This window comes from Hyphomicrobium methylovorum (genome assembly GCF_013626205.1).
GTDB classification, from domain to species: domain Bacteria; phylum Pseudomonadota; class Alphaproteobacteria; order Rhizobiales; family Hyphomicrobiaceae; genus Hyphomicrobium_B; species Hyphomicrobium_B methylovorum.
Window position 1 is genome coordinate 1102922 of sequence record NZ_QHJE01000001.1, and the last position, 25705, is coordinate 1128626.

General features: G+C 57.2%; 21 protein-coding genes. 9 read left to right on the top strand and 12 right to left on the bottom strand.

Features of this window, described 5'->3' with window-relative positions; all coding sequences use genetic code 11:
* Positions 1-15: 15 nt before the first annotated feature.
* The gene (locus DLM45_RS05490) at positions 16-1062 is read left to right on the top strand and encodes a hypothetical protein (RefSeq protein ID WP_181336182.1); all 1047 of its coding nucleotides are present in this window, start codon (positions 16-18) and stop codon (positions 1060-1062) included.
* Here the strand turns inward: DLM45_RS05490 and DLM45_RS05495 are convergent.
* The 5 genes from DLM45_RS05495 to DLM45_RS05515 all read right to left on the bottom strand — a co-directional run bounded on the left by DLM45_RS05495 (position 1057) and on the right by DLM45_RS05515 (position 6996).
* Complete coding sequence (locus DLM45_RS05495; RefSeq protein ID WP_181336183.1) at positions 1057-1578, bottom strand: gamma-glutamylcyclotransferase family protein; 522 nt, start codon at positions 1576-1578, stop codon at positions 1057-1059. The genes DLM45_RS05490 and DLM45_RS05495 overlap by 6 nt on opposite strands.
* A 15-nt stretch (positions 1579-1593) precedes the next feature.
* Complete coding sequence (locus tag DLM45_RS05500) at positions 1594-2949, bottom strand: relaxase/mobilization nuclease domain-containing protein (RefSeq protein ID WP_181336184.1); 1356 nt, start codon at positions 2947-2949, stop codon at positions 1594-1596.
* Between the two features lie 7 nt (positions 2950-2956).
* Positions 2957-3346: a hypothetical protein gene (locus tag DLM45_RS05505; RefSeq protein ID WP_181336185.1), complete on the bottom strand. Its 390-nt coding sequence runs from the start codon at positions 3344-3346 to the stop codon at positions 2957-2959.
* A 615-nt stretch (positions 3347-3961) separates the two neighbouring features.
* On the bottom strand, positions 3962-4471 hold the full coding sequence (locus tag DLM45_RS05510; RefSeq protein WP_181336186.1) for a DUF305 domain-containing protein: 510 nt from the start codon (positions 4469-4471) through the stop codon (positions 3962-3964).
* A gap of 137 nt (positions 4472-4608) precedes the next feature.
* On the bottom strand, positions 4609-6996 hold the full coding sequence (locus DLM45_RS05515; RefSeq protein ID WP_181336187.1) for a heavy metal translocating P-type ATPase: 2388 nt from the start codon (positions 6994-6996) through the stop codon (positions 4609-4611).
* A gap of 75 nt (positions 6997-7071) precedes the next feature.
* Between DLM45_RS05515 and DLM45_RS05520 the strand changes: the two genes are divergently transcribed.
* From DLM45_RS05520 to DLM45_RS05540, 5 genes are all read left to right on the top strand, one after another.
* Complete coding sequence (locus DLM45_RS05520) at positions 7072-7347, top strand: metal-sensitive transcriptional regulator (protein ID WP_181336188.1); 276 nt, start codon at positions 7072-7074, stop codon at positions 7345-7347.
* Between the two features lie 817 nt (positions 7348-8164).
* On the top strand, positions 8165-8512 hold the full coding sequence (gene copM, locus DLM45_RS05525) for a CopM family metallochaperone (protein ID WP_425485229.1): 348 nt from the start codon (positions 8165-8167) through the stop codon (positions 8510-8512).
* Between the two features lie 28 nt (positions 8513-8540).
* Positions 8541-10280 carry an efflux RND transporter periplasmic adaptor subunit gene (locus DLM45_RS05530; RefSeq protein WP_181336190.1) on the top strand — a complete coding sequence of 580 codons (1740 nt, stop codon included), beginning with the start codon at positions 8541-8543 and terminating at the stop codon, positions 10278-10280.
* A 10-nt stretch (positions 10281-10290) separates the two neighbouring features.
* Complete coding sequence (locus DLM45_RS05535; protein ID WP_181336191.1) at positions 10291-13413, top strand: efflux RND transporter permease subunit; 3123 nt, start codon at positions 10291-10293, stop codon at positions 13411-13413.
* A 19-nt stretch (positions 13414-13432) separates the two neighbouring features.
* Positions 13433-13822 (top strand): hypothetical protein, encoded by a 390-nt coding sequence (locus DLM45_RS05540; protein ID WP_181336192.1) that lies wholly within the window; start codon positions 13433-13435, stop codon positions 13820-13822.
* Positions 13823-14250: 428 nt separating this feature from the next.
* Here DLM45_RS05540 and DLM45_RS05545 read toward each other — a convergent pair whose 3' ends face one another.
* A complete protein-coding gene (locus DLM45_RS05545; RefSeq protein ID WP_181336193.1) occupies positions 14251-14520 on the bottom strand; it encodes a hypothetical protein in 270 nt (89 codons plus the stop codon).
* A gap of 114 nt (positions 14521-14634) precedes the next feature.
* Here DLM45_RS05545 and DLM45_RS05550 point away from each other — a divergent pair, with 114 nt between their 5' ends.
* On the top strand, positions 14635-16176 hold the full coding sequence (locus DLM45_RS05550; RefSeq protein ID WP_181336194.1) for a Fic family protein: 1542 nt from the start codon (positions 14635-14637) through the stop codon (positions 16174-16176).
* 225 nt (positions 16177-16401) lie between these two features.
* On the opposite strand, the gene DLM45_RS05555 is transcribed toward DLM45_RS05550, so the two are convergent.
* The 6 genes from DLM45_RS05555 to DLM45_RS05580 form a co-directional block, all read right to left on the bottom strand.
* A complete protein-coding gene (locus DLM45_RS05555) occupies positions 16402-16566 on the bottom strand; it encodes a hypothetical protein (RefSeq protein WP_181336195.1) in 165 nt (54 codons plus the stop codon).
* A gap of 579 nt (positions 16567-17145) precedes the next feature.
* Complete coding sequence (gene fabI, locus DLM45_RS05560) at positions 17146-17928, bottom strand: enoyl-ACP reductase FabI (protein ID WP_181336196.1); 783 nt, start codon at positions 17926-17928, stop codon at positions 17146-17148.
* The gene (locus DLM45_RS05565) at positions 17925-19133 is read right to left on the bottom strand and encodes an acetate/propionate family kinase (RefSeq protein ID WP_181336197.1); all 1209 of its coding nucleotides are present in this window, start codon (positions 19131-19133) and stop codon (positions 17925-17927) included. Before DLM45_RS05565 ends, fabI begins: the two co-directional genes overlap by 4 nt.
* Before the next feature lie 3 nt (positions 19134-19136).
* The gene (locus DLM45_RS05570) at positions 19137-20096 is read right to left on the bottom strand and encodes a phosphate acetyltransferase (RefSeq protein WP_181336198.1); all 960 of its coding nucleotides are present in this window, start codon (positions 20094-20096) and stop codon (positions 19137-19139) included.
* A 29-nt stretch (positions 20097-20125) separates the two neighbouring features.
* Complete coding sequence (locus DLM45_RS05575) at positions 20126-20521, bottom strand: hypothetical protein (protein WP_246317167.1); 396 nt, start codon at positions 20519-20521, stop codon at positions 20126-20128.
* A 75-nt stretch (positions 20522-20596) separates the two neighbouring features.
* A complete protein-coding gene (locus tag DLM45_RS05580) occupies positions 20597-22846 on the bottom strand; it encodes a DUF3141 domain-containing protein (protein WP_181336200.1) in 2250 nt (749 codons plus the stop codon).
* A gap of 365 nt (positions 22847-23211) precedes the next feature.
* Here DLM45_RS05580 and ppk2 point away from each other — a divergent pair, with 365 nt between their 5' ends.
* Positions 23212-24039, top strand: coding sequence for a polyphosphate kinase 2 (gene ppk2, locus DLM45_RS05585; protein WP_210269804.1), 828 nt, complete (start codon positions 23212-23214; stop codon positions 24037-24039).
* A 547-nt stretch (positions 24040-24586) separates the two neighbouring features.
* Complete coding sequence (locus DLM45_RS05590) at positions 24587-25702, top strand: efflux RND transporter periplasmic adaptor subunit (RefSeq protein WP_181336202.1); 1116 nt, start codon at positions 24587-24589, stop codon at positions 25700-25702.
* Positions 25703-25705 lie beyond the last annotated feature (3 nt).

Here is a 25705-nt window from a genome sequence, read left to right on the forward strand (position 1 = left end):
GCAAGGGCACAGCCGATGCAGAAGCTAATATCGATAGCTGGTTTCACTGCCGCGCTCGTTATGTGCGCCGTATCCGGCGTGATGAACTATCTGTTCATGGCCTCGCTCGGGAAGACGCCGCTGGAGGGCCAGGTGCTAGGCGCGGCCTCCGCCGCGGCGGACGTACTCAAAGCGCTGCTTCCGTTTTTCATCGCTTGGAGCTGGGCGGCGAAGCGCATGGTGGCCGCGTTTAGCGGTGCGCTCGCCTTCGCTTTCTTCGCAGGCTTCTCGCTTTTGAGCGCCATCGGCTTTGCCGCAGCTACGCGAGGCACGCTGGTCGAGAGTCGTGAAGGCCTCACGCAATCGCATGAGCGCGTGCTTGGCTCACTAAGAGCGCTCGAAGCGCGGCGCGGCGGCTTACCTACTCACCGTCCTGCAGCTGTGCTGGAAGAAGAAATTGAGGCTAAGCGCCAGAACAGGCGTTGGCATGTGTCGAGAGATTGCACGAACGCAACTGAGGGCGAAAGCAGGTCATTCTGCGCAGAGTATTTTCGTCTGCGCGCCGAACTGGCGGCTGCGCAGGAAGCGGATCGCCTATCCGTGCAGATTGGCAGCCTGCAGCTAGAGAGCGTAAGGCTGCGGGAGAGCGGTGCGGGGCAAGATAGCGATCCACAATCCTCGCTGCTCAGTCGGATCACTGGTCAGAAGCCGGAGCCTGTGCGGCTTGCGCTCACCATCGCCGTTGCACTGCTGGTCGAGATCGGGGCCTCACTCGGGCTATTTCTCGCTAGCGGCCACAATTCGCCATTGGGTCCATCTTCGCCAATCTTGCAGCAGGCCAAGCCAGCAGGCTGCATTGAGGAGTTTTGCCTGGAGGCGCTGACCGCTGCCCCGCATTCCGCGCTGTCTATGGAGGAGATTCTTCGAGCCTACGAAGCCTGGTGTGCCAGCAAAGGCCTGACAGCGTCCGATGTGGACACCGTCAGCGAAGTCTTTGCAGCTATCGCCTTGGCAATTCCCTTGCCCTATGACGGCAAGGCATATCGGGGGCTCGCGCTGTCGGGATCGGGGGCTTTATCATGAAGCCGCGATCTTGCTCAGCAAGTCGATGGCGTTGAGGCGTTCAGGTCTGTCAGCAACGGGGTCAGGATTAGCCGCCACAGCTCTTAGACCTTCGACATATGCGTTGGGTAAGGAGTTCCGCTCTGCACCCGCTATCACGAGATCACGGTACCAGTCATAGGGTACGAGTGCGGTGTTGCTAGACTGTGCCAGAGCCAGATACGTGACGGCATCAACGGGTGAGGCCGGAGCAGTAAAAACTTGGAAGTCCTGGCAGGCGTAGCCCGGACCCTCGTGCCGATCGAGATCGGTCTTTTCACTGGCATCAATCGAAAAAATGACGCCGTAAACACGCGCGGATGCGTCGTTGGCTTTGATCAGGGTGGCTTTTCCGGAGCCATCCTTGCTTATCTTGTGAAACACAAGTTCATAGCCATCGACCCATGCGGAGCCAACCGCATGCGCAGATTTGCAGCGCCTTTGAAGGCGCTCTGCCAGCATGTTCGATCCATACGCGAAGTACCGAATCGTGGTCATGCTGACACTCTAGCATTACCGCTCCCGATCCATATCCCTATCGCGACCTCGGCGCGGTGCGCGGTCACCCTTACGCAGGCGCTCGATGCGATCGTCCATCGAAGGCGTGGGCCGGGCTTCTTGAGTGAAGGTTTTGGTGACCTTCGCTGCTTGTTCAGGCCTTTCGATCTTTTTTGCAGCCTGCTGATCGGCGCGCAAATCCTTCAGCAACGAGGCATGACGTTCGCGCGCGGCCTTGATCTGCGTCTGCAGCGCCCGCCGCTCCTGCATTTGGGCATCAATAACCGCTTGTCGCTGCGCGCGATCACGGGCAAGAGCCGCGTATGCGTCGCGTTCGTTCTGACGCTGCACCTCAGCATGTTTGCCCGATAGTCGGCCCCACAGCCCTTTTAGCCCTTTGTCGAAGCGATCCGCCCGCGTGCGGGTTTCCTCGGCCCATCGCCGTTCTTGCCCGGTCTTGAGTCGCGTGCGCTCAGTCCTTTGCGCATGAACCATTGCCGCGCGCTGTTGATCGAGCGGGACAAGCGCACGCCGCTTTTCTTGATCAGCCTCTCGCCGCAGTCGCAGGAAATTGGCTGAAAGCTCTTTGGCAAGTTCCGCCCTGGCCGCCTGCACGCTTGGGAGTGCGTCCGACGGGCCGAGTCGCTTCTCGATCTCTTTGGTCTTCTTGCCGGTGTAGCGGGCCACAGAGAGCACTTCGCCCTCGGGCGTGATCGCCACATGGCCGCGCCGGTCGCCTTTGGCGAGCGTAATGCCGCGAGCCTTCAGCGCCTGCACGAAAGCGGCCTTGGAATCCGAAACGGCCCAACATTCCTGCATCAGCTCTTTGAGATCGCGGGCATCGCGTCCGATGCGCTTGGCCTGCTGCCATTCCTGGAGAGAAAAGTTGCGTGGATCGGCCTCGCGGCTGTTCATCAGGCCGCGCGGCATCTTCCAGCCGTTTTCCAGATAAAGCTCGCGCGAGAGATCGCGCAGCCGGGTTTTGAAGAAGGGAAGGTTGATGGCCGTCATCGTCTCGGCATCAATTCGGCTCCAAACCGCATGGGCGTGGCGGCGGCCCTCCTTTTCGTGAAAAACCACCACGCGCGGCTGCCCCGCAAGGCCGGTACGCTGCTCAATTCGCTCGATGGCGCTCTCAAACGTCTCGACAGAAACCCGCTCCTGCGGCGGCGGGCTGAGCGAGACCGAGAACAGAAACTGCTTACAGCGCGTGCCCAGGCTGACGGCATGCGCCTCCGTCAGCGCTCCGGTCAGGTCGTGCGAGATGAAGCTCCGAATCTCGTGAGTCTCGACGTGCTCATTTTCGTCGGTACGAAGGAGGTGCTGGGCGAGCTGCTTTCCGCCGCCGCGCTGTGAAGCCTTGAGGATCATTGGCTGATCACCGCTTGCGCAGGCCAAGGGCCTTCATCAGCAGGGCCTTGATCGCGGCGATATCCGCGCAAGCCTGCTGCAGAGCTGCTTCCACCTCTGGCGTCATTGGCAAAGCGCCGAGTCGGGCAAGGCGGGCTAACTCCTGCACGCTGCCCGATACCTCCATTGCCCCGAGCCTGGCCAGAACCGTGGCAAACGCTTGCCGGTCCTTTCGGTCATGACGTGCGATGCGCTTTTTGGGCGGCGCGTTGTCGTTAGCGGGGAACAAGACCTTGCGAGCGTAGGCACTGACTGGCTGCCGCCCCGCACGCCGCTCAAGGTCAGCCTTGAGCTCCGTTGTCAGGGGTATCGACAGAATCACGCGGCTTGTTTGTTTCGGGCGGTCCTCGGGCATCATGCCCAAACTGTGCCATGACCGCTCAAGCGAGCTGGGCGGAAGGTGGCTAGGGCCCGCAACCCGCCTTATAGCCCTTATGCTGGTCGCCTGTGGTTGACCCATCGGACTGCATACACGTCTTGAATTCATTATGCCGCTCGTCCGCACAGGCTGCGAGCAAGTGAGCCGACATCAACAAAAGGCCGATTAAAGGTTTGCGCATTGCGAGCTACTCCCCCTCGTTGGAATCGAAGGTGCTGACAAAGCGTGACCAAAATTCGGACGTTGCCGAAATTGACAGTGTACAAACCGATCTGATACCGTTTTCTCGTGCCGTGGATCGAGAAGGAATCTTCCTCCCACTCTTTTTTCCCGGCTCAGGAAGCATCAAGGTTCGGGATGAGGCTCAAACAGTTGAGAATACTCAGCTAAGTCGTCGTTCAGAGCTTCGAGCAACTCAAGCAATTGGTGCGAACTGGACCCGTCCGGGCGCGCCACGATTTCCAAGTCATTTAACATATTGATTTTATTGTGGTTTTATGGGAAATCTAATTAGACCCGTCTGGATGCCTCAGCCAATACATTGATTTTAATAATGAAATTAGTTCGAACGGCCACACCGTTTATATTTTCGGACTACCGACCGGGCTCCAAGCGCGTTTGCGATACGGGTGGCAAATCCTTCGCGCCCTCGCGCACCGGCTTTGCTTCGAGATCGGCAATCAAAGCCTTCATCTCGTTTATTTCGCGCACCTGGGCTTTGATAATCTCATCGGCGAGTTTCCGGACGCGCGGATCGCGAATATGCGCGCGCTCACTGGTCATGATCGCGATCGAGTGGTGCGGGATCATCGCGCTCATGTAACTGACATCATCAACGGTCTCTTGGCTGCGGACCAGCCAGAGCGAGGCCGCGAACACCACGACGCTCGCACCGATAATCGCGGCGTTCACGGTCTTGTTCTTATACATCGACCACATGAACCCCATCATTACGACCGCCATGGTGGCCCCCATCAGCAGTGCCATCCATGATCTGGTCTGGCTGAACGTGGCGTGATCGAGCGCATAAGTGTTGAGATACATGAGACCGAACATGATCACGGTGGAAGCCGCGATCATCGCGGCGAAGCGGGCGTAGGACATCACGATTTTCCAACTGGGTTTGGTGCCGCCGGATCGCACGGACCCAAAGACAAGCTAGAAAAATAAACGAGCTGTCGATCGAAAAGGTTCCAAAAAGAGCCTATCGGCGCGCCGATAGGCTCATGCATTTAGATTGCCTAGATTTGCGCGCTGCGAAGCCGCAGGGCATTGGCAATGACGCTCACCGAAGACAATGCCATGGCGGCTGCGGCGATCACTGGCGAGAGCAGCAATCCGAAAGCGGGATACAAAATGCCTGCGGCGACCGGCACACCCGCCGCGTTATAGATAAACGCGAAAAACAAGTTCTGCCGGATATTGGTCATGGCCGCCGCCGAAAGATGCCGGGCTTTGACGATGCCGTTGAGATCGCCTTTGAGCAACGTCACGCCCGCACTTTCCATCGCGACATCGGTGCCTGTTCCCATCGCGATGCCGACATCGGCCGCAGCGAGCGCAGGGGCATCATTGATGCCATCGCCGGCCATGGCAACGATGCGTCCCGCGTGCCGCAGACGCTCGACGATTTTGCCCTTATCCTCGGGCAGAACTTCGGCTTCGACCTCCTCAATGCCGAGCTTCGCGGCAACGGCCTTGGCCGTAGTCGCGTTATCACCCGTCAGCATGATGACCTTGATACCAGCCCCTTTCAGCGCTGCAACCGCTTCCGGGGTCGTGGGCTTTACCGGATCGGCGATCGCGAGAATACCGATAACCTTGTCATCAGACCCGACAAAGATCGCTGTTGAGCCGTCCTTGCGGAGCTGATCGGCAGGCTCGTCAAAAGCCTGCGTATCGATCTGCGCTTGCTCCATGATCCGGGCGTTGCCGATCACGAGACGCTGTCCATCGACAATCCCCGTCACGCCCTTGCCGATCGGCGAGTCGAATTCCGAGACGGCGGAGAGCTTTAGGCCGCGTTCATTAGCCGAGCGGACGATTGCTGCGGCCAGAGGATGCTCGCTCGCCACTTCGAGACTCGCGGCTAAGCGCAGAAGCTCGGCTTCTTCGATGCCCGATGCGGTATGGATCGCAACGACGCTCGGCCGTCCTTCGGTCAGCGTCCCGGTCTTATCAATGACGAGAGTATCGACCTTTTCCATGCGTTCCAGCGCTTCGGCGTTCTTGATCAGCACGCCGGACTGAGCGCCGCGCCCCACGCCGACCATGATCGACATCGGTGTGGCCAAGCCAAGCGCACAGGGACACGCAATGATGAGAACGGAGACGGCGGCGATGAGGCCGTAAGTGAAGCGCGGTTCCGGGCCGAGCAATCCCCAGATTGCGAATGCCAGTAACGCGACCGCGATCACAGCAGGTACGAACCATCCTGAGACCTGATCGGCTAGCTTTTGGATCGGCGCGCGGCTTCGCTGCGCCTGCGCCACCATTTGTACGATCTGGGCAAGCATGGTGTCGCGGCCGACCTTGTCGGCACGCATGATGAACGCGCCCGATTGATTGATCGTACCGCCGATCACCTGATCGCCGGTCGATTTGGTCAACGGCATCGATTCTCCGGTGACCATCGATTCGTCGATTGAGCTTCGCCCTTCTATGATCTCGCCATCGACGGGCACGCGCTCACCGGGTCGCACACGCAGGCGATCGCCTGCTTGCACATCATCGAGCCCAACATCCGCTTCGGTGCCGTCGGCACTCAGTCGACGTGCGGACTTGGGCGAGAGATCGAGCAGTGCGCGGATGGCACCACTCGTGTTTTCGCGCGCTCTCAATTCAAGAACCTGCCCCAAAAGCACGAGAACGGTGATGACGGCAGCGGCCTCGAAATAGACGGGCACCGCACCGTCGCTCACGCGCATCGATGCCGGAAACACATGCGGGAGAGCCGTTGCAACAACGCTGTAGAGCCATGCCACGCCTGTGCCCATGGCGATGAGCGTGAACATGTTGAGGTTGCGTGATTTCACGGATGCCCAGCCGCGCTCGAAGAACGGCCAGCCGGCCCATAAGACGACGGGCGTTGCGAGCGCGAATTGCACCCAATTGGAGACCGTCTGGCCGATCCAATGATTGAGCCCGGTCAGATGTCCGCCCATTTCGAGGGCGAAGACCGGGAGCGTCAGCGCCAGTCCGATCCAGAACCGCCGCATCATGTCGGCCAGTTCGGGATTTGGTCCCGTATCCGCACTCACCGTTTCCGGTTCGAGCGCCATGCCGCAGATCGGGCAGAAGCCCGGACCCGGCTGGCGAATTTCAGGATGCATCGGGCAGGTATAGATCGCGCCTTCGATGACCGGCGGCGGTGCGCGGTCTTTGAGATACTTCGCCGGGTTGTCGTCGAACTTTGTCTTGCAGCCAACGGAGCAAAAGTAAAACGGGTGCCCCTCATGGAGTGAGCGGTGCTTTGCCGTATGGGGGTCAACAGTCATGCCGCAGACCGGGTCGCGGACTTCGTTTGCCGAGGCTGGGGACTGGCCGTGATCGTGGTCGTGGTGGCCACTATGCTTATGGGCGCAGCAGGATGCTTTATGCCCTGCGGGTTCTTGTGTTTTTGATGTCATCACGGCCTCACAAATCTACACCCCCCGGGGGTATGTCTACTTGACACCTACACCCGGTAGGGGTATAAGTCAAGTATGGAGAAAACGACGAGCGATTTCTGTCTGAAACGTTTGACCAAGATCGAGGGTCAGGTGCGCGGCATTGCGCGCATGGTTGATGAAAAGCGCTATTGCATCGACATTATCACGCAGATTTCCGCCGTTCGCGCCGCCTTGCGAAAGGTGGAGGAAGCCGTCCTGAAGGACCATGTCGGTCACTGCGTGGAGCATGCGATAGCCAGCGGAAACGCCGCTGAACAACGCAAGAAAGTTGCTGAGTTGATGGAAGTATTGGCGCGGTCGGATCGATAAAGGGCCGGGGCGCTTTTACGCGGTGGAAGTCAGAGTTATAATTGTTACCAATAGAAAGGTCGCAATGTGAATGTAAGGCGTGTACTTGAAGGATTGATCGTTGTGGTTGCCCTGTTTGTCGGGACCACTGCGAGCGCCTTTGCGCACGCCGGACACTCACACGCGCAGCCCGCCTCCGTAGCAATGCCTGCTTCCGTGATTTCGACAACCACGCCCACGACGGTTGTTCAGAAATCAAGCGATGTTATACCGCTCTTCGCGACCTTGGGCGGCGCTCGCGCCGATATGGCTCATCCGGGAGATCCATTAGCGATAGGGACACAACGTCCTGAGAACGCGCCTTGCACGCCCGGCACCTGCGGCTGCCAAGGCGCATCCATGTGCGGCACCGGTGGACACTGCTGTGCATCGATGATGCCGGAGTCCATGCACTGGGCCCCGGATTATCGCGATCATATGCGCTATCACTTGGCACGTCTGGGGTGGGTCTATCCTGACGTTGTCTTCGGTCTCGATCGCCCTCCGAAGGCCTGATAACCGCTCTCGACAGAGCCTTGGTGACGCGCTGGCCGCACTCAGCGGTTCCCGCGTGGTCTCTCCCTCACATTTGAGAACGCTTGGCGACCTCCGTCGCTGAGAACAGTCGTTCGACCACGCTCCCGCAAGGCAAAACTGCGGAGCGTCGTGGATGCGGCACTCTCGATATGAACACCTATTAACGAAAGGACTTACGATGAAACCGACTATTTTTCTTCTCGCTGCTGCGTTGCTCTTTGCGCCCACCATCGCCAATGCCGAAGGCGGCTGCTGCAAGGGGATGGAGCAATCCGGCGGTATGGGCTGCATGAAAATGGCAGAATCCGGCGCCGGTCATGACATGCACGACATGAAAGGGCCTGATCTCACGAAAGGCGAGGCTGCGGCAGCCTTCGCGGCGATCAACGCCAAAATGCACAAGGCCATGGCCATCGAGTTCTCGGGCGATGCCGATGTCGACTTCATGACAGGCATGATCCCGCACCATCAGGGCGCGATCGATATGGCAAACGTGCTTCTGAAGTACGGCAAGGACGCAGAGACCCGCAAGCTCGCCGAAGAAATCATAAAGGCGCAGGAAAGCGAGATTGCCATGATGAAGGCTTGGCTCGCCAAGCGTCAGAAATAACTGTCACGACGAAAGCGAGGCTATGGCCATGATGAAGCGCATTGACTTACTTAAACACCGGCTGCGTGCCATCACGGCGTTGGCGGCTGTGCTGTTCGTTGCGGTCATAGCCTTTTCTGCCTCAGGCGCATATGCCCACGGCGGTGAAGATCACGGCGGCGAGGAAGCCGCCGTGACTTCGGCCTCCGGGCCGCGTGTCGATGCACACTCGACGGATTTTGAGCTGGTCGGCATCCCGAGCGGTCGCGACGGCGGTGTGCTCAACGTCTATCTCAACGACTACGCGACCAACAAGAGTATCGCAGGCGCGACCATCGAGTTGATTCGCGGCGGGGAGACGATCTCCGCCGTAGAAGCCAACGGCATTTATCGGTTCAAGGCCCCGTGGGTCACAACGCCGGGCCACTATGATCTGACTTTTTCGATTGCGGCTGGTGAGAAGGCTGACCTGCTGATCGGTCGCCTCGATATTCCTGCCGCGCCTCCGGCGGCGGCAGCTCACGAGTCCATCTGGGATCATATCGTGCCGCACGATTCCGGGCTCGCGAACCTCCCCATCTGGGTACCAGCGGTAACAGTCGCACTTGCTTTGCTGCTTGCGTCGCTAGCCCTTAAAGGGCCGTCTGCGTTTCGTGCCGTCTTCCTGACGGCAGCTTTCATGAGCGGAATTAGCAGTGTGGCGCTTGCGGCGGTTGTGCTGGCCAACGGTGCACGCGTCTTTCCAGAATCGTCGGTCGCGTTGCTGGATTTGCCCGATACATCGCGACGGCTTGAAGATGGGGCGGTGTTCGTGCCCAAGCCGACGCAGCGGCTGCTTGGTGTTGCCACAGTGAAAGCCGCAAAGGCAGAAACTGTGCAGAAGACGGTGCGGCTCATCGGTCAGGTGATACCCGATCCCAACCGCAGCGGTGTTGTTCAATCTTTGCTGGCTGGACGCATCGAGCCGCCCGAGAACGGGTTTCCGCTAATCGGCAGCACGATCAAGAAAGGCGATCTGCTCGGTTATCTGGTGCCGCGTGTCGAACTCGTTGACCAGAGCGACATCACGCAGACGCAAGGCGATCTCGATAAGCAAATCGCCCTTCTCGAAGCCAAGCTCAAACGTATTGAACCCTTGAGTGGTGCGGCCGTACCCGCCAGCCAAATCGCCGATACGAAGATCGAACTCGATATTCTTCTCAAGCGGCGCGCGGCGATCAAACCCGTTCTGAAAGAGCGCGAGGAACTGCGCTCGCCTGCTGACGGCATTCTAGCGCAATCGAACGTGGCAGCAGGCCAAGTGGTCGAAGCGCAGACACTGCTGTTCCAGATCGTCGATCCGAAAAATCTGTGGGTCGAAGCCCTCGCCTTCGATGCTGCGACGGCGGCAGGTATTGAGCAATCCGGTGCGCAGGCGCTCGCACAGACAGCCGATGGACGAAAGGTTGCCGTGAGTTTCGCCGGGCGTTCGCCGGCGCTTCGTCAGCAGGCGGTTCCGCTGCGATTCCGGATTGAAGGAGAGGGCCCTGCGCTGAATGTCGGGGAGCCGGTCACAGTTCATGCGCCAATCAACGAGTCGGTTTCAGCGATCACGCTTCCGCGTGCAAGCGTGGTGCGATCAGGCAATGGCCAGTCGGTTGTGTGGGCGCATGTTGAAGCCGAGAGGTTCGAGCAGCGCGTGATTAAAACCGCGCCGGTCGATGCCGAGCGGCTTGGCGTGACGGGCGGTCTCGAAGCTGGAACGCGGGTGGTGACTCGCGGTGCCGAACTCATCAATCAGGTACGGTGAGGAGGCATCCATGTTCAATTTCCTCATCAAGACCAGTCTAAACAACCGTTTGATTGTTCTGGCCGCAGGGGCATTGCTTGTGGTGTGGGGCAGCTTCGCGCTTCGGACGCTTCCGGTCGATGTTTTTCCCGACCTCAACAAACCGACTGTGACCATCATGACGGAAGCGGAGGGCTTGGCTCCGCCCGAGGTCGAGCAACTCGTCGGTTACCCTATCGAGACGGCGCTCAACGGAATTGCTGGCGTGACGCGCGTCCGCTCCGTGGCTGGCATCGGCCTGTCGATCGTCTACGCTGAGTTTGACTGGGGCACGGATATCTATCGCAACCGTCAGCAGGTTGCGGAAAGACTGGCAAGCATCGCCGCCCAGCTGCCGCCCGGCATTACGCCGCAAATGGGACCTGTGTCGTCGATCATGGGCGAAATCATGCTGATCGCCGTCACGGGTGACGGCAAGGCCGATGCCATGACCGTACGCGAAACAGCAGACTTCATCATCCGGCCGCGCCTGCTCTCGATTGCAGGGATCAGCCAAGTGATTCCCATCGGGGGAGAGGTCCGGCAATTCCGGGTCACGCCGAACATTGCGGCGCTGGCATCGCTCAACATTGGTGTAGAGGACATCGAGCGCGCTATCCGCGCCTTTGGCGGCAATACCGGCGGCGGGTTCGTCGATCAACATGAACGCGAATATCTGATCCGCAACATAGGTCGTACGACAGACCTCGAAGATCTACGCAGTGTCGTAATCACGACACGAGAGGATCAGCCTGTCTTTCTGCATCAGGTGGCTGATGTCGGCTATGCGGCACAGGTCAAGCGCGGCGATGCCGGATTCAACGGCGCGCCGGCCGTCATCATATCGATCCAGAAGCAGCCGGGCTCCGACACGATCACGGTGACGAACGAGGTGGAAAAGGCTCTGGCCGAGCTTAGTAGAAACCTCACCAATGGTGTCAAAGCTGAACAAATTCTGTTCCGGCAGGCGGATTTCATTTCGACCTCGATCGCCAACGTCAAGACCGTGCTCTTCGAAGCAGCGATCGTCGTCGCGGTCATTCTGTTCCTGTTTCTGTTGAATGTACGGACGACGCTCATATCCTTGACGGCGATCCCGCTCTCGTTGTTCGTGACGGTTCTGGTGTTCAAGGCCTTCGGCCTTTCGATCAACACGATGACGCTTGGCGGCTTGGCCATTGCCATCGGTGAATTGGTCGATGACGCCGTGGTCGATGTCGAGAACATCTTTCGGCGGCTCAGAGAAAACCGGGCAAAGGCAAACCCTAGACCGCTTCTTCAAGTGGTCGCGGATGCCAGCATCGAGGTGCGATCCGGGATCGTCTACGCGACCTTCATCATCGTGCTTGTCTTTATTCCGCTCTTTGCCCTCTCAGGCATAGAAGGTCGCCTCTTTGCTCCGCTCGGCATCGCCTACATCGTTTCCATCCTCGCAAGTCTTCTCGTCTCGATAACAGTGACGCCGGTATTAGCCTCGTATTTACTGGGCCGCGCCAAGCAGCTCGATCATCACGATGGTGCCTTCGTGCGGGTGCTCAAGCGCGGCAATGAACGCTTGCTCGATTGGGCCTTCCGGCGTTCGAATGCCATCATCGCACTAACACTCGCAGCCGTGCTTGTTGCCGGCGTTATGGCGGCGGCTTTGCCCCGCGCGTTTCTGCCCTCGTTCAACGAAGGCACGCTCACCATCAGCATGACCTTCAATCCCGGCATCTCGCTCGAAGAGAGCCACCGCATCGGCCTGATTGCCGAGAAACTCTTGACCGAGGTGCCGGAAGTCAAAACCGCCGGACGGCGGACCGGGCGCGCCGAGCTTGATGAGCATGCGGAAGGGGTACATTCGAGCGAAATTGATGTGGATCTGGAGAAGTCTGATCGCACGCGTGAGAACATCCTTGCCGATGTCCGCGCCAAGCTCGCCGTGCTTCCCGCGACGATCAATGTCGGTCAGCCGATTTCGCACCGTCTGGACCATTTGCTCTCCGGGGTGCGAGCGGAGATCGCTCTCAAAATCTACGGGGACGATCTCGACACCCTGCGAAGCCTCGCCGAAACGCTGCGCGCGAAGCTCTCCGGCATTGACGGCTTGGTCGATCTGCAAACCGAAAAGCAGGTGCTGATCCCGCAGCTTGAGATTCGCGTCGACCCCGACCGGGCCGCGTTGTTTGGTGTGACACCGGCCTCCGTCACGGAGGCACTGGAAAGCCTGTCCAACGGCCGGACCGTGTCAACTGTCATCGACGGCGCGAAGCGTTTCGATGTCGTCATGCGCCTATCCGAGGCTGACCGGACCACGACGGGCCTGAGCGAGCTTCTGATCGAAACGCCGAAAGGCCGCGTTCCGCTCAACCGCATTGCAAGCGTTGAAGAGACGGAAGGTCCCAATCAGATCGCAAGAGAGAACGGCCGCCGCCGAATAGTCGTGCTCGCCAACACGGACGGCTCCGATATGGCGGAGATCATCAACCGCATCCGCGAAGTCGTATCTCAGACACCGCTCCCCAGCGGCTATTCGACGAGCTTGGAGGGAACTTTCTTGGCGCAGGAGGAGGCCTCACGGCTCATCCTCGGCCTTTCGCTGATCTCGCTCGCATCGATCTTCGTTGTTCTATACAGCCGTTACCGCTCCGCGGCTCTCGCGCTGATCATCATGGGCAATATCCCGCTTGCCTTTATCGGTAGCGTGATCGCGCTTTGGATCGCTGATCAACCGCTCTCCGTCGCCTCGATGATCGGCTTTATCACCTTGACAGGGATCAGCGCGCGCAACGGCATTTTGAAGATCAGTCACTATATCAATCTGGCTCTCTATGAAGGGGAGAGCTTCGGCGATCGGCTTATTGTGCGCGGGAGTCTGGAGCGCCTAACCCCGGTGCTCATGACGGCACTCTCGGCCGGAATGGCGCTGATCCCACTGCTCTACGGGGCTGACGCGCCGGGTAAGGAAATCCTGCATCCGGTTGCGGTGACGATTTTCGGCGGTCTTATCAGCGCGACGCTGCTCGACACGCTTTTGACACCAATTCTGTTCCGAAAATTCGGCGCGGGACCTTTGCAGCGGCTCAGAGATAGCCGTCCGCTGGCGGGGGACACCCAGACGATTGAAGCCTACTAACGACAAGAGGAGAAAAGTTATGTTCAAAGACTTCCATAAATCCACGCTGATAGCTTTGATGGCGGCGCTAATGCTTGCGCTTTCGCCCTACGCTATGGCGCACGAGGCGACCAAAGGGCCAAACGGGGGTGCCCTCGTCGATGTCGAAGGGCATCACATCGAGTTTGTTCCGGGCGAGGGGCAGTTCACATTTTATCTCACTGGAGAGAAAGATGCTCCGATCGACTCCGCAGGGTCGAAGCTAAAAGCCATCATCCTAGACGGCGGCAAAACCCAACAGGTGGATTTGACGCCAAGCGAGCCTAACAAGCTGACTGCTGAAGCATCTGCGTCATCAGGCGCCAAAGTGGTCGTATCGGGCACTCTCGCCGACGGGCATGCTCTGCAAGCAAGATTTGTGGTGCCGTGAGAGTGGCACATATGCGGGCCTGAACCGCTGCCGGAGATACGGAACTAAGTGCTACCGCCGGTCTGTGCAACACGTGCTGATGGACCGGCAACACACATCATGAGGCGAGCAAAGCTGAAATTGACAGTATGCAAATTAATCTGATACTTTTTCTCTCGTGCCGCGAAGATGAGAGGGAATCTTCTTCCCGCTCTTTTTCCCGGCGCGCGGTGCGTCAAGGCTCCGGATAAGGCTCAAACAGTTGAGAACACTCAGCTAAGTCGTCTTTCAGAGACTCGAATAGTTCAAGCAATTCGTTCGAACTATTTCCATAATGGCGCGCCATTTTCAGTTTTTACGTTAAATCATTGATTTTATTGCATTATTTTCATAATAATTATCAGGGCCTGGTTTGAGGCCCAAACCAAGTCTCTGAGTTGCCTTGATTTTTAGTTCGAACTCCTGTCGGGCTTTTTCCTGTCCGGGGGTGGGCATATATCCCAGGCTTCATCTGCGAAGCTCTCCATAATTTTCCAGAGATCGCGCAGTATTTGCATCTTCATCTCTTCAGATACGGTAGCGTGCTCCAGATAAGGCAGAAATTGCTCCAGTTGTTTGTCGTCCATAAGCTTCAGGGTGAAGAATAGCCGGGAACCTGGCAAGTATTTGTGGGGGACGGCATGCTTGGGTGTGCGGCCCGGAAGTGGGGCAAGGCTCATGTTGTATCAATTATCACGCCATAGCGATTTTTTGTACCAATTTTCATGACTTTGTATCATTTTTCATGATAGGATGCATCCTGTATCGTTTTTCACAGGAGGGCACCGTTTTTCATGGCCAGAGCGCCGCAGAACCGATTTTCAGGCCCCGTAACCGTTTTTCATGAACGGCGGCTGCCGGAGGTTGCGACACCCGTTGGCTATGCGGCGCTGATTGATGCGTATGGCTTGGCCGTTCCGGTTCCGGCCACCCTCTCTGCAATCGGCACACGTCATCGCCGCACGGAGCAGCAGGGCTGGCGGATATTCGGGCCGCGATATGCGCCGGATGCCAGCCTCGAAGGCCACCTCACATTCGCTCTCAAGCATGAGGGACTTGATCTTGGGGTGCTCAAGCGCCTGTTCCTTGCCGTGGGTTCGGCGGAAATAGAAAGGCTGGTGCGAGCCGAGCCGACGGGGCGTTATGCGCGCCGCATCTGGTTTTTGTATGAGTGGCTGACGGGGGCGCGGCTTGACCTGCCGGATGCTGCCGCAGGCACATATGTGGCCGCGCTTGATCCCAAGTTGCAGTGGGATGTTCCCGCTGTGAATTCACGGCGGCACAGGGTTAAAAACAACCTGCCCGGCACGGCTGAGTTTTGCCCTCTGGTGTTCAGAACGGAAAAGCTGGAAGCGTTCGTTGCATTAAACCTTGCCGAGCGGGCGCGGGCGGTGGTGGCCGATGTTCCGCGCGATTTGCTGGCGCGTACGGCGGCCTTTTTGTTGCTCAAGGATTCAAAATCAAGTTACGTCATTGAAGGCGAGCATCCGCCTCAAGACCGGATACAGCGGTGGGGGCGGGCGATTGGGGAGGCAGGCCGCAGGCCGCTCGATCTTGACGAACTTTTGAGGCTTCAGGCCATCGTTATTGGCGATGCGCGGTTTGTGCGGCTGGGCCTTCGTCATGAAGGTGGGTTTGTTGGCGAGCATGATCGCGACACGCGCATGCCGCTGCCCGATCATATCAGCGCGCGGCCTGAAGACCTGCAAAGTCTTGTGCGCGGGATGGCGGAGTTTGACCGCAGCGCTTCAGAGCATCTTGACCCGGTGATCGGGGCGGCGGCGCTTGCGTTTGGGTTCGTGTTTGTTCACCCGTTTGAAGATGGCAACGGCAGAATACACCGCTATCTCATCCACCACGTTCTGGGGCGCAGGGGGTTTAATCCTGCGGGACTGGTCTTTCCTGTTTCCTCAGCAATTCTCAATAGCATTGATGAGTATCGCCGGGTGCTGGAGGCTTATTCCACGCGCGTATTGCCGGTCATCCAGTGGCAGCCGACGCCGGGCGGCAATGTCAGCGTTTTGAATGATACGGGCGATTTTTACCGCTTCTTTGATGCAACCCCGCAGGCTGAGTTTTTGTTTGAGTGCGTAAGAAAGACGATTGAGGAAGACCTGCCCGCTGAGGCTGAGTATCTGCGCAAATACGATGAATTCCGCGCCGGAGTTGAGAGGATCATTGATATGCCGGAACAGACGATTGATCTGTTGTTCCGCATGCTGAAGCAAAACAACGGAAGGCTTTCACAAAGAGCGCGGCAGCGTGAATTCGAGCAACTCACGAATGAGGAAGCAGATTCCATCGAGGATATTTACGGGCGAACATTCGCCGGATAATCAGCTTAAATCTTCCGCCCAAAAATTTCCCGCACTGTGCTATACTCAGAGAATCGGTACTGGCTCAAACAGTTGAGAATGCTGGGCTAAATCGGCTTCAAGCTCTTCCAGAGCGGCTAGCAGATTGTTCGAAGTATTCTCCGCCGGGTGCGCCATTCCTTCATTGAAATTGTTGACAATCCTATTCTGCCTGCGCGAACCCCGTGCTTACAAAATCCGTCGCAGCTAGTAGCAGACCCAAACGTAAGTACCGTCGGGCGTAAGTCGCCAGCAGGAGCCGACGCCGTAAGCCCACCATCGGCCGCGCCAGAACCGCCGAACGTGGCCGTAATAGATGCCGCCATAGTAACGGCGCCCAACGACCCAGTTATTCCGGACATTCCTGCGCACGACGTTTCTACGCACATTTCTGCGCGCAATGTTTCTATTGACGTTACGTCGGGCGACGGGATGGCGATAACCTCTGCCCGCGCGATTGAAGTTACGCGGGCTGTTCATCCGGTGGAACGATCCGCGGTTGACACCGTGAAAGCCGCCGCCACGGAAACCGCCGCCGCCAAACCCTCCACCGCGTCTCGCGTCCGCATCAGAAGCGAGTGTGGTCAATCCAATAAAAGCCGAAAATATTGCAATGACGGAACAAACAAATAATTTTCTCATGGCACGCAACCTCAGACTGAAATCTGAATTTTCGCGTCGTATGCCCCGTAGGTTTATTAGGACCGAGTATAATCCCGGCGTAATTCCCCGTCCATAATGAATGCTATTGGCGCGCCACCGATAAGTTAATTTGCCCGAACCGTAATTCCGTCGGCAATTAATTGAGCCTTCGTTGGCGGAGACAATCGAGTAAAACTCGGCGCAAAGCGTGACTGCTACCCCGCGAGACGGCTCGAATGGCGTGCACGGCCCGCGTTCGTCAACGATAGTGCGTATACGCCGTAACAAGCGGCAGATGATATGAAAATACTAATCGATGATGTGGTAGCCGCCGTCGATATAAAGGGTCTCCCCGGTGATCAGCTTTGCTCCGTCCATGCCCAGGAACGCAACGGCAATGCCGACGTCATCGATCGAGACCAGACTTCTGCTTGGCGCTTTTGATTGCGCCTTTTGAAGGAGTTTATCGAACTCCGTAATTCCCGAGGCCGCGCGGGTTTTTAGCGGTCCGGGAGATATGGCGTGAACGCGGATGCCTTTCGGCCCGAGTTCCGCGGCGAGGTACCTCGTTGCCGACTCGAGGGCGGCCTTCACCGGACCCATCATGTTGTAATGTTCCACGACCATCTGGGAGCCATAGTACGTCATCGTGAATAATGCCCCGCCGGATGTCATGAGCGGTTCGGCGAGCTTGGCCATGCGAATAAACGACCAGCAAGAAATCTCCATTGCGCGAAGAAACCCGTCTTTCGAGCAATCGACGACGCGTCCCTGCAGGTCGTCTTTCGGCGCGAACGCAATGGAGTGCAGGCAGATATCAAGCTTTCCCCAAGTCTTCTCGATTTTTTCGAATACGTTTTCAAGCTGCCCTTCGTGCTGAAGATCGAGGGGCAGGAAGATTGGCGCGCTGACGTTCTGCGCCAAAGGTTCGATGTGCCGTTTGGCTTTGTCGTTGAGATAGGTAATCGCGAGGTCTGCACCGAACGCGTGAAATGCCTTTGCGCAACCCCACGCGATGGATTGATCGTTCGCAATTCCGGTGACGAGAGCCTTTTTGCCTTTGAGTAGGTTCAGCGAAGAAACATCGATCATGCCCGTCGCTCCTCGGGCATTTCATGTTTCTGCAAGACCTGCAGCGTGTGCCGCGCTATCATCAATTCTTCGTCGGTCGGCACGACGTAACACTTGACGGGCGAGCCCTCGCTGGAAATGCAAAGATCATTTTTTGCGTTAGCGGTTTTCGACAATTCGATGCCAAAGCACGACATGCGGTCGGCCACGGCTTGGCGCACCGGCGGCGCGTTTTCTCCAATGCCGGCCGTGAAGACAAAGGCATCGAGGCCGCCGAGCGCGGTTGCAAGCATCCCTCCAAAAAGTGCAATGCGATACGCGAAGTAATCGAGCGCCATTTTCGCTCGCGGATCGCTGCTCGAAAGTAAGTCCCGAACGTCGTTGCTAACGCCGGACAGGCCCTTGAGGCCGCAATCGTGATACAGGAAATGTTCGATATCCGTCACGCTCATCGCTTGTTCTTTCAGCAGGTAGAGCACGACGCCGGCGTCGATCTGACCAGGACGCGTGCCCATCGGCAGACCGTCCAAAGCCGTAAAGCCCATGCTGCTTTCAATGCTTTTTCCCGCATGTAAGGCGCACATCGACGCCCCGCTTCCGAGATGCGCAACCACTATTCGACTGTTTGCGATTGCTGGCGCCACGTCGCGAAGCCGCGATGCAATATATTCATACGACAGTCCGTGGAACCCGTAGCGGCGCACGCCCTCTCGGTAGAAATGATCTGGAATCGCGTAGCGGTCGACGATCTCCGAATGATGTCGATGAAAAGCGGTGTCGAAGCAGGCGACCTGCAAGAGGTGCGGTTGCCGTTCAAGCACGATCCTTATCGGCGCGAGATTGTTCGGCTGATGGAGGGGTGCAAGCGGTATGAAACGTTGAAGCTGGTCGATTACCCATGAGTTGATCGGTGTGGGATCTACGAATTCAGGTCCTCCGTGGACCACCCTGTGTCCGATCGCGACCGGCAGCCGTCCGACATACTCACGGAGAAACACCACCAGCTTATCGAGTGCCTGATGCAATTCGCCGACTTCATTAATCGGCCAGGATTGATTGACGACGCATTCGCCCTTTGTGTCGGTTGCCCGCAAGCGCGGCCGGGTTCCGATTCCGTCGATTTGTCCTCTCAGCCGCCGCTCAAGTTGGTCTCCAGGCTTGATTGCGAAAAGCTGGAACTTGATGCTCGAGCTGCCTGCGTTGATCACCAGGATGGTATCGGACATTGATCAAGCTCTGATCGGAGCGTTCGCCCGCCTGCTGTAGGCAAGCAATTTGGCGACGGCGCACGAAGCAAGACGCGTCCTGACGTTATCAGCTCGCGAAGTCAGAATGATCGGCACTCGAGCGCCGAGTACGATGCCCGCGGCGTCGGCATTGGAAATAAATGTAAGATTTTTTGCGAGCATGTTACCCGCCTCCAGATCCGGTACGACGAGGATTTGCGCGTGCCCCGCGACCGAAGACTTGATCCCCTTGATGCGGGCAGCCGGCAGGCTGATGGCGTTATCGAATGCGAGCGGACCATCAAGTTCTCCGCCTGTGATCTGACCGCGATCCGCCATCTTACAAAGTGCGGCAGCATCAAGTGTTGAAGGGATAGAGGGAGTGACGGTTTCGACAGCCGACAGAATAGCGACCTTGGGTTTGCCAAGACCGAGGGCCGTGTAGAGGTCGATTGCGTTCTGGACGATATCGCGCTTCGCCATCAGATCCGGCGCGATGTTAACCGCCGCATCCGTCACGAATAACGTTTGCGAATGCGTGGGAACGTCCATCACGAACACGTGGCTGATGCGCCGGCCGGTGCGAAGGCCAGTCTCCCGACTCGTTACGGCGCCGAGCAGCTCATCGGAATGGAGACTGCCTTTCATCAGCATTTCGGCTTTGCCCGAGCGGATTATTTCGACCGCTTTTGCTGCCGCGGCATGGCTGTGCGGCACGTCAACGATTTCGAGACCATCGATGGCGATATTGATGGCCTTGGAAATTTCAACGATCTTTGTTGCTGGCCCAACGAGTATTGGGATGATCAAACCCGCGTCGCTCGCTTCAATGGCCCCACGCAGCGAAGCCTCATCACACGGCTGGGCGACCGCTGTTTCAAGCGGCTCTAATTGCTGCGCTATAGCGATTAGTTTTTCGTATTTCTCGTGCCGGTGAATTTTCGAGACGGTTGCATCAGCCATTGCGCCTCTCCGTCAGAACCTTTTTACAGTCACCATGCCAACGATAGGGAAACCTCTCCGGGCATGCCGCCTGGGAAATTGACGATTTCGGCGCGGAGCTTGTAGCCGAGCGGACGCAATTCCTTGTCGTAGAAATCGTACGCATCTTTCGCGAAACCCGTCAGCGTCGTCGGCCATTCGGTGTCGGCGATGTTGATCCGCCGTCCTCCGTCGCTGCAGTAACTCGAAGGAAAAGTGATCACTTCGAGATGGTGATGACCGTTTTGCGCGGCGATGCGGACCGCGTTATTTATCCGTTCGACTGCTTCGGGCGCCACCTTGCGGGACATGAAAGCCTCGTGAAGGGCCCGGTCCTGCTGCTTCTTCGTAGCGGCGAGTTTACGCTCGCGATCGACCTCGGCCATTTCTGCGTCGGAGCTAATCATCCTAAGATCTTGGGGGCGAAGAAGGTTGGGCATCGCTATCTCCGTTTGTCTGAAGGCGACGAAGCGTTCCGTACCTCAATGCGGCTTTGCAATTCTTCCATTGCGTGCTTGCGATATGGCTGCTTGCTTGGCGGGCAACGACGCCATGTCTTCGTTTTCAAACAGGGCTTCGATTTCCGCCAAACGTGCACGCGCAAGTTTGCTGTGAACTCCGACCAGCTCGATCATTCGGTCGAGCTTGCCTTTCATTCGCGCCGCAAGGTCTGGATTGGTCGCAAGCATTTCTGGAATGGCGGCAATCGCCCGACGCTCATCGAGAATCAGCATTAGAAACTGCTCGCGCAAAACTTGCTTGAACTCAGAGAGATTCAAGCCTTTGCCTGTTTCATCTCGCATTCTGCGAAGAAGGTTGAAGCCTCGCGCATCCACCTCGCCATCCGGCATTCTGATATAGAGCAATGCCCGAATGACGGCTTCTCGCGGACCGCCTGCGCCGATCCGTTGCTTCAATTCGGCAATTTTGTGCTCAACGAGTGCTTGATGCGCCGGATCATCTCCCACTCTGCGACGAGGAATTTCGTCGGACGCCCTGAGACCTACGAGCGCCTGAAGAAATGGTGACCCATAGATTGCGTGAAACCACGCTTCTGCTGCATCGTCGCGAGCCGTCCGACCGGCGTCGAGCGTCATGACCATCCAGTCGCTGAACCATTCCTGCATCTGCCAAAAAACATTATCTTTTGAAACGGGCCGGCGGTTTTCACAAAGGCGGCTAACGTCCGACGCAAACGGCCGGAGAAAAGGGTTGGCGTCTGAGAAGAATTCAAACTGCATGCGCAAAGGATGAAGCCGGCGCATCAGTTCCGCGGAACTTTCATTCGCCCAGCTTCGGACCCAAGGCTGCACGAATGTGCGATAGAGACCAAGATTGATTTCGGAAAGACGCGCGACGGTCGCAAACTTGCGGTCATCTTCAGCGCTGTTGCAGCCGAGAGCGCGAATGTCGTCTAGGCTGCGCGTTTCGAAACGGACAAGATAGTCGCCCAATATGAGATTGGCCGTTGGATCATCGGGGTCCTTGGGCGTCATGACCGCTTCGTATAGACCGGGCGGCAAAGCATCGATCAAATCTATGTTGCTCGCGAACTGATCGTGCTCCTTTTTCGCAACCGACCCCGAAACGAAAATCCCGAGATGGCCGATCGACTCATGCAGCGCGTAAACGATCGTTTGCCCATGGGCACGAATATCATCAACGCTGCCATAGAGATCGAGAATCCAGTCCAACGCCTGTGGCGGCGGCGTAATGTTGTCCGCTTTCGAACAGAAGACCACGATAGGCGAACGGATATTGCGAAGATCTATGCGGCTACCGCTCGACGACCGGACGTACGCGGACGAAAGCTTATTTCCAACGAATAATTCGTCGGCGATGAACTGCATTTCGCAGGCATTGAGCAGCACGTGGCCGCCCCACCATTGCTCAAACTCCAAATACCTCGGAGCTTCCGTGTCGATTTTGGAATAGAGATTGTAGTGTTTAGACCAAAAGGTATTCGCAGGATTGAGATTTTCGAAGTTCGAAACCAGCCAGGCTCCGTCGAACTTGCCGTTTCCAACATCGCCGAGAAGTGCGGTCATCCAAGTGCCGCCAAGGATGCCCGCAGTGTATCGCATCGGGTTTTGTTTCGGCGTTCCGGCCCAATAGGACAGCGGCGATCCCGCGACGATAATCGGACCGAAGAGTTCCGGCCGCGCCGCTGCAAGCATCATAACAGCCCAGCCCGCTTGACAGTTTCCGATCACCGCAGGTTTGCCGTCGGCCTCCCTATGCAAACTGATCACGTGCTCAAGAAATAGGGCTTCTGCTTCGCATATGTCCTCGACGGTCTGGCTTGGGACGGGATCGGGGAGGAACCCGATGAAGTAACACGGATGGCCCGCCTTCATCGCCACGCCGATCTCACTTTGTCGCTTAAAACCGCCGATACCAGGCCCATGACCTGCCCTCGGGTCGACAATTACAAAAGGTCGTTTGAACTTGTCGGGACTTTGCCCCTCAGGCGGAACAATGCGAACTAGAGCGTAATTTACCGGCCTCTTGAACTCGCGTCCGTCGAGCACGAGTTCGCAGCCAAACTTGAGAACATGCGGTGCGCGTTTTGCTGCGTGTTCGTAATACCCGGAACTCCTTTGTTCCAGGACGTCGAGAAAAAGAATGCCCCGCTGCCAAGCGTCAATTGAATAACTCCACGCATCCTGCATCAGCCCAAAAGGCCACGAAAAACCTGTATTGTGTATTGCCGGATCTGGGGAGTCTGACATGGCGGCTACCCGAAAGAATACACGCCTTCATATCAACACGAGTTAGCATATGCCCGTCGCGTCCGAAATCAAGAACTCTATCGTGACATCGCTTTTTGCGTGTTTAGGTATGCGCATTGGTGCTTAAATCAGTTCGTCTACGTCGTAGATTGATTGAACGTCGAGAGCGCAAATTTCATTTCGGTTGAATAGGTTCACGGCTGCCGACTGAGTTAATTTTATTCGAGACTCTATTGGCGAATGCTCAATTATTTTGCTGCTATCCGAGTTGATTTACGAGGTCTGGATCCTGTTGCCGCCGATGAAACGCAGGAGCATTGTGAGAAACAGCGCGTTCGAACAATACGGTTTGGCGGAGGCAGATGATGGAAAAGAATGCGAGCGATGAAACGCATCCCGAAGATGTCTCTCGACCCAAAGGCAAACTGAAACGCAAAGAATACGAGCGCGAACTCAAGCGCCTTCACGTCGAACTCGTGAAGCTGCAGGAATGGGTTCAGAGCGAAGGGAAGAAAATCTGCATTTTGTTTGAAGGGCGCGACGGAGCGGGCAAAGGTGGAGCTATCAAAGCTATCACCGCGAGAGTAAGCCCTCGAAATTTTCGCGTCGTCGCACTTCCTGTTCCGACTGAACGCGAAAAATCCCAAATGTATATTCAGAGGTATCTTCCGCACCTGCCGGCGGGCGGTGAAATCGTCATCTTCGATCGCAGTTGGTATAATCGGGCGGGCGTCGAGCGCGTGATGGAATTTTGCAGCGAAAAGCAGGCGGAACGCTTTTTGCGAATCGTCCCGGACGTAGAGAAGGCGATCATCGATTCAGGAATCATTCTGCTCAAGTACTGGTTGGAAGTAAGCCCCGACGAACAAACGCGACGTCTTGAGGCGCGGATCGACGACGGACGAAAGATTTGGAAGCTCTCAAAAATGGATTTGAAGTCTTACACTCGCTGGGATGAGTATACCGACGCTCGAGATAAAATGTTCTCGGCGACGGATACGCCTTGGGCCCCGTGGTATGTGGCGCGATCCGATGACAAACGAAAAGCGCGCCTAAACATCATCGAACACTTTCTTAGTCGGATTCCTTACACCGAAATCAAGCGCGAGAAGATCAAACTTCCGAAGAGGAATGTCTCGACAGCGCCGAAGCATGAAACATGCGCATCAAAATTTATTCCGGAACCGCACTAGGCACGACAAGCTCAAATCAACCTGTCATTGCTGCGGGCGGCTGCAGTTTCTGCGCTGCATTGCGATGCGCATGGCGTAACGACAATAGAGATCCGAGCCGTCGTCCGGCCCGTCGGCCTGCACCAGTCAAATGAATGCGTTACCACGCATCGCCGTCATCCATTTAGTAAATTCTCATGCCGCCCGGCACGGCTCCCATATGCTGCTTGGTTCTAGAAACGTGTCCCTTACGATATTTTCTCGCACGGGATTATAAGGTGAGATATATCACGCGGGCGGCGGGCCTTCCTTTTGGCGCCTTGCCTTTGGTTCTCGACGTCGCGTGCGGCTCGGCTACGGCTATAGTCAGGCGCTCGTGGTGTTGGAGCGCAGGCTACACTACAAATGCATTTCCACGGCGGTTGGACGTTCTTGGTCGTTAGCAGCGCACAAGCAAAACGCACTCTGCAGTGAAAATCGCAGCGCTGATCTTCTAAGACTTCCTTGCAGACACTTTTCGTTTCGTCGATCGCTCAGATGCATCCGGTATGCGAGTGAGGAATACGAGATGCGCCCTCAGATAGGCATAGCCCTCGCGTTTTTGCTGATGGCTACATCGTCGTCCTACGCCCAACAGAATGGCACCACGGACCGAGTTTCAGTCGGCGTCGTAACCGCCGCCCGCAAGCCGATCGCGAAATCGATGGATTTCGTAGGACGCGTCGAAGCCGTCAACCGGGTGGAGATCCGGGCTCGCGTTACAGGGTATTTGGAGTCTGTCGATTTCAAAGAAGGAGACGTGGTCCAGGCCGGCGCATCGCTTTACAAAATCGAACGCGGATTATTTCAGGCAGCCGTGGGAGAAGCAGGAGGCGCGTTGGATCGCAGCAAGGCCGCTAAAGTCCTAAGTGAAGTCCAGCTTCAACGCGCCGAAGATTTATATACGAAGAATGTCGGATCGGCCGCAGCGCGCGATCAAGCTCGTGCCGCCGATGACCAAGCCAAGGGAACGATCCTTATCGATCAGGCCAACCTCGACACGGCGAAGATCAATCTGGGATACACCGATATCGTTGCTCCAGTGACCGGCAAGATCGGCCGGACCAACGTCACCAAAGGCAACGTCGTTGGGCCGGAGACCGGGCCGTTGACGGTCATCGTCAGCCAAGATCCCATGTACGTTACTTTTCCCGTGAGCCAACGCGAATTTCTGCGGCTGCAGCAGGCAAAGCAGCACCTCGACGTCACGCAGCTGAAAGCGAGTTTGAGTTTCGCCGATCTCAGCAAGTATGACCTGCCTGGCACCGTCAATTTCGTGGACGTGACCGTCAATCGCGGGACCGATACCGTGCTTGCTCGCGCCTCCTTTCCAAATCCCGATGGCGCGCTCGTCGACGGGCAATTCGTGCATGTATCGATTGAGGCCGGCAAACCGGTAGAGAATGTCATCATCCCCCAGTCGGCGCTCATCGCCGACCAGCAAGGAACTTACGTCTTCGTCGTCGATGACGGAAAAGCTGCAATCCGACGGATAAAAACCGGTGGTGAGAGCGGCGGCACCGACGTCGTAGTCGACAGCGGCTTGAGTGGGGGCGAACAGGTCATCGTCGACGGCCTGCAGAGCGTCCGTCCGGGAAGCGCCGTCATCGCGAACCCAGTTCCTCAGCTTCAAAATCGGAGTTGAGGG

Bases quoted from the DNA above. Each gene is read 5' to 3' on its own strand.
- DLM45_RS05570 (WP_181336198.1), bottom strand. From the start codon at position 20,096: ATGGCTGATGCAACCGTCTCGAAAATTCACCGGCACGAGAAATACGAA.
- DLM45_RS05545 (WP_181336193.1), bottom strand. From the start codon at position 14,520: ATGAGCCTTGCCCCACTTCCGGGCCGCACACCCAAGCATGCCGTCCCC.
- DLM45_RS05575 (WP_246317167.1), bottom strand. From the start codon at position 20,521: ATGATTAGCTCCGACGCAGAAATGGCCGAGGTCGATCGCGAGCGTAAA.
- DLM45_RS05535 (WP_181336191.1), top strand. From the start codon at position 10,291: ATGTTCAATTTCCTCATCAAGACCAGTCTAAACAACCGTTTGATTGTT.
- DLM45_RS05490 (WP_181336182.1), top strand. From the start codon at position 16: ATGCAGAAGCTAATATCGATAGCTGGTTTCACTGCCGCGCTCGTTATG.
- DLM45_RS05520 (WP_181336188.1), top strand. From the start codon at position 7,072: ATGGAGAAAACGACGAGCGATTTCTGTCTGAAACGTTTGACCAAGATC.
- DLM45_RS05495 (WP_181336183.1), bottom strand. From the start codon at position 1,578: ATGACCACGATTCGGTACTTCGCGTATGGATCGAACATGCTGGCAGAG.
- DLM45_RS05540 (WP_181336192.1), top strand. From the start codon at position 13,433: ATGTTCAAAGACTTCCATAAATCCACGCTGATAGCTTTGATGGCGGCG.
- DLM45_RS05500 (WP_181336184.1), bottom strand. From the start codon at position 2,949: ATGATCCTCAAGGCTTCACAGCGCGGCGGCGGAAAGCAGCTCGCCCAG.
- DLM45_RS05590 (WP_181336202.1), top strand. From the start codon at position 24,587: ATGCGCCCTCAGATAGGCATAGCCCTCGCGTTTTTGCTGATGGCTACA.
- DLM45_RS05510 (WP_181336186.1), bottom strand. From the start codon at position 4,471: ATGTCCTACGCCCGCTTCGCCGCGATGATCGCGGCTTCCACCGTGATC.
- DLM45_RS05515 (WP_181336187.1), bottom strand. From the start codon at position 6,996: ATGACATCAAAAACACAAGAACCCGCAGGGCATAAAGCATCCTGCTGC.
- copM (WP_425485229.1), top strand. From the start codon at position 8,165: ATGGAGCAATCCGGCGGTATGGGCTGCATGAAAATGGCAGAATCCGGC.
- DLM45_RS05505 (WP_181336185.1), bottom strand. From the start codon at position 3,346: ATGATGCCCGAGGACCGCCCGAAACAAACAAGCCGCGTGATTCTGTCG.
- DLM45_RS05565 (WP_181336197.1), bottom strand. From the start codon at position 19,133: ATGTCCGATACCATCCTGGTGATCAACGCAGGCAGCTCGAGCATCAAG.
- ppk2 (WP_210269804.1), top strand. From the start codon at position 23,212: ATGGAAAAGAATGCGAGCGATGAAACGCATCCCGAAGATGTCTCTCGA.
- DLM45_RS05550 (WP_181336194.1), top strand. From the start codon at position 14,635: ATGGCCAGAGCGCCGCAGAACCGATTTTCAGGCCCCGTAACCGTTTTT.
- DLM45_RS05530 (WP_181336190.1), top strand. From the start codon at position 8,541: ATGATGAAGCGCATTGACTTACTTAAACACCGGCTGCGTGCCATCACG.
- DLM45_RS05580 (WP_181336200.1), bottom strand. From the start codon at position 22,846: ATGTCAGACTCCCCAGATCCGGCAATACACAATACAGGTTTTTCGTGG.
- fabI (WP_181336196.1), bottom strand. From the start codon at position 17,928: ATGATCGATGTTTCTTCGCTGAACCTACTCAAAGGCAAAAAGGCTCTC.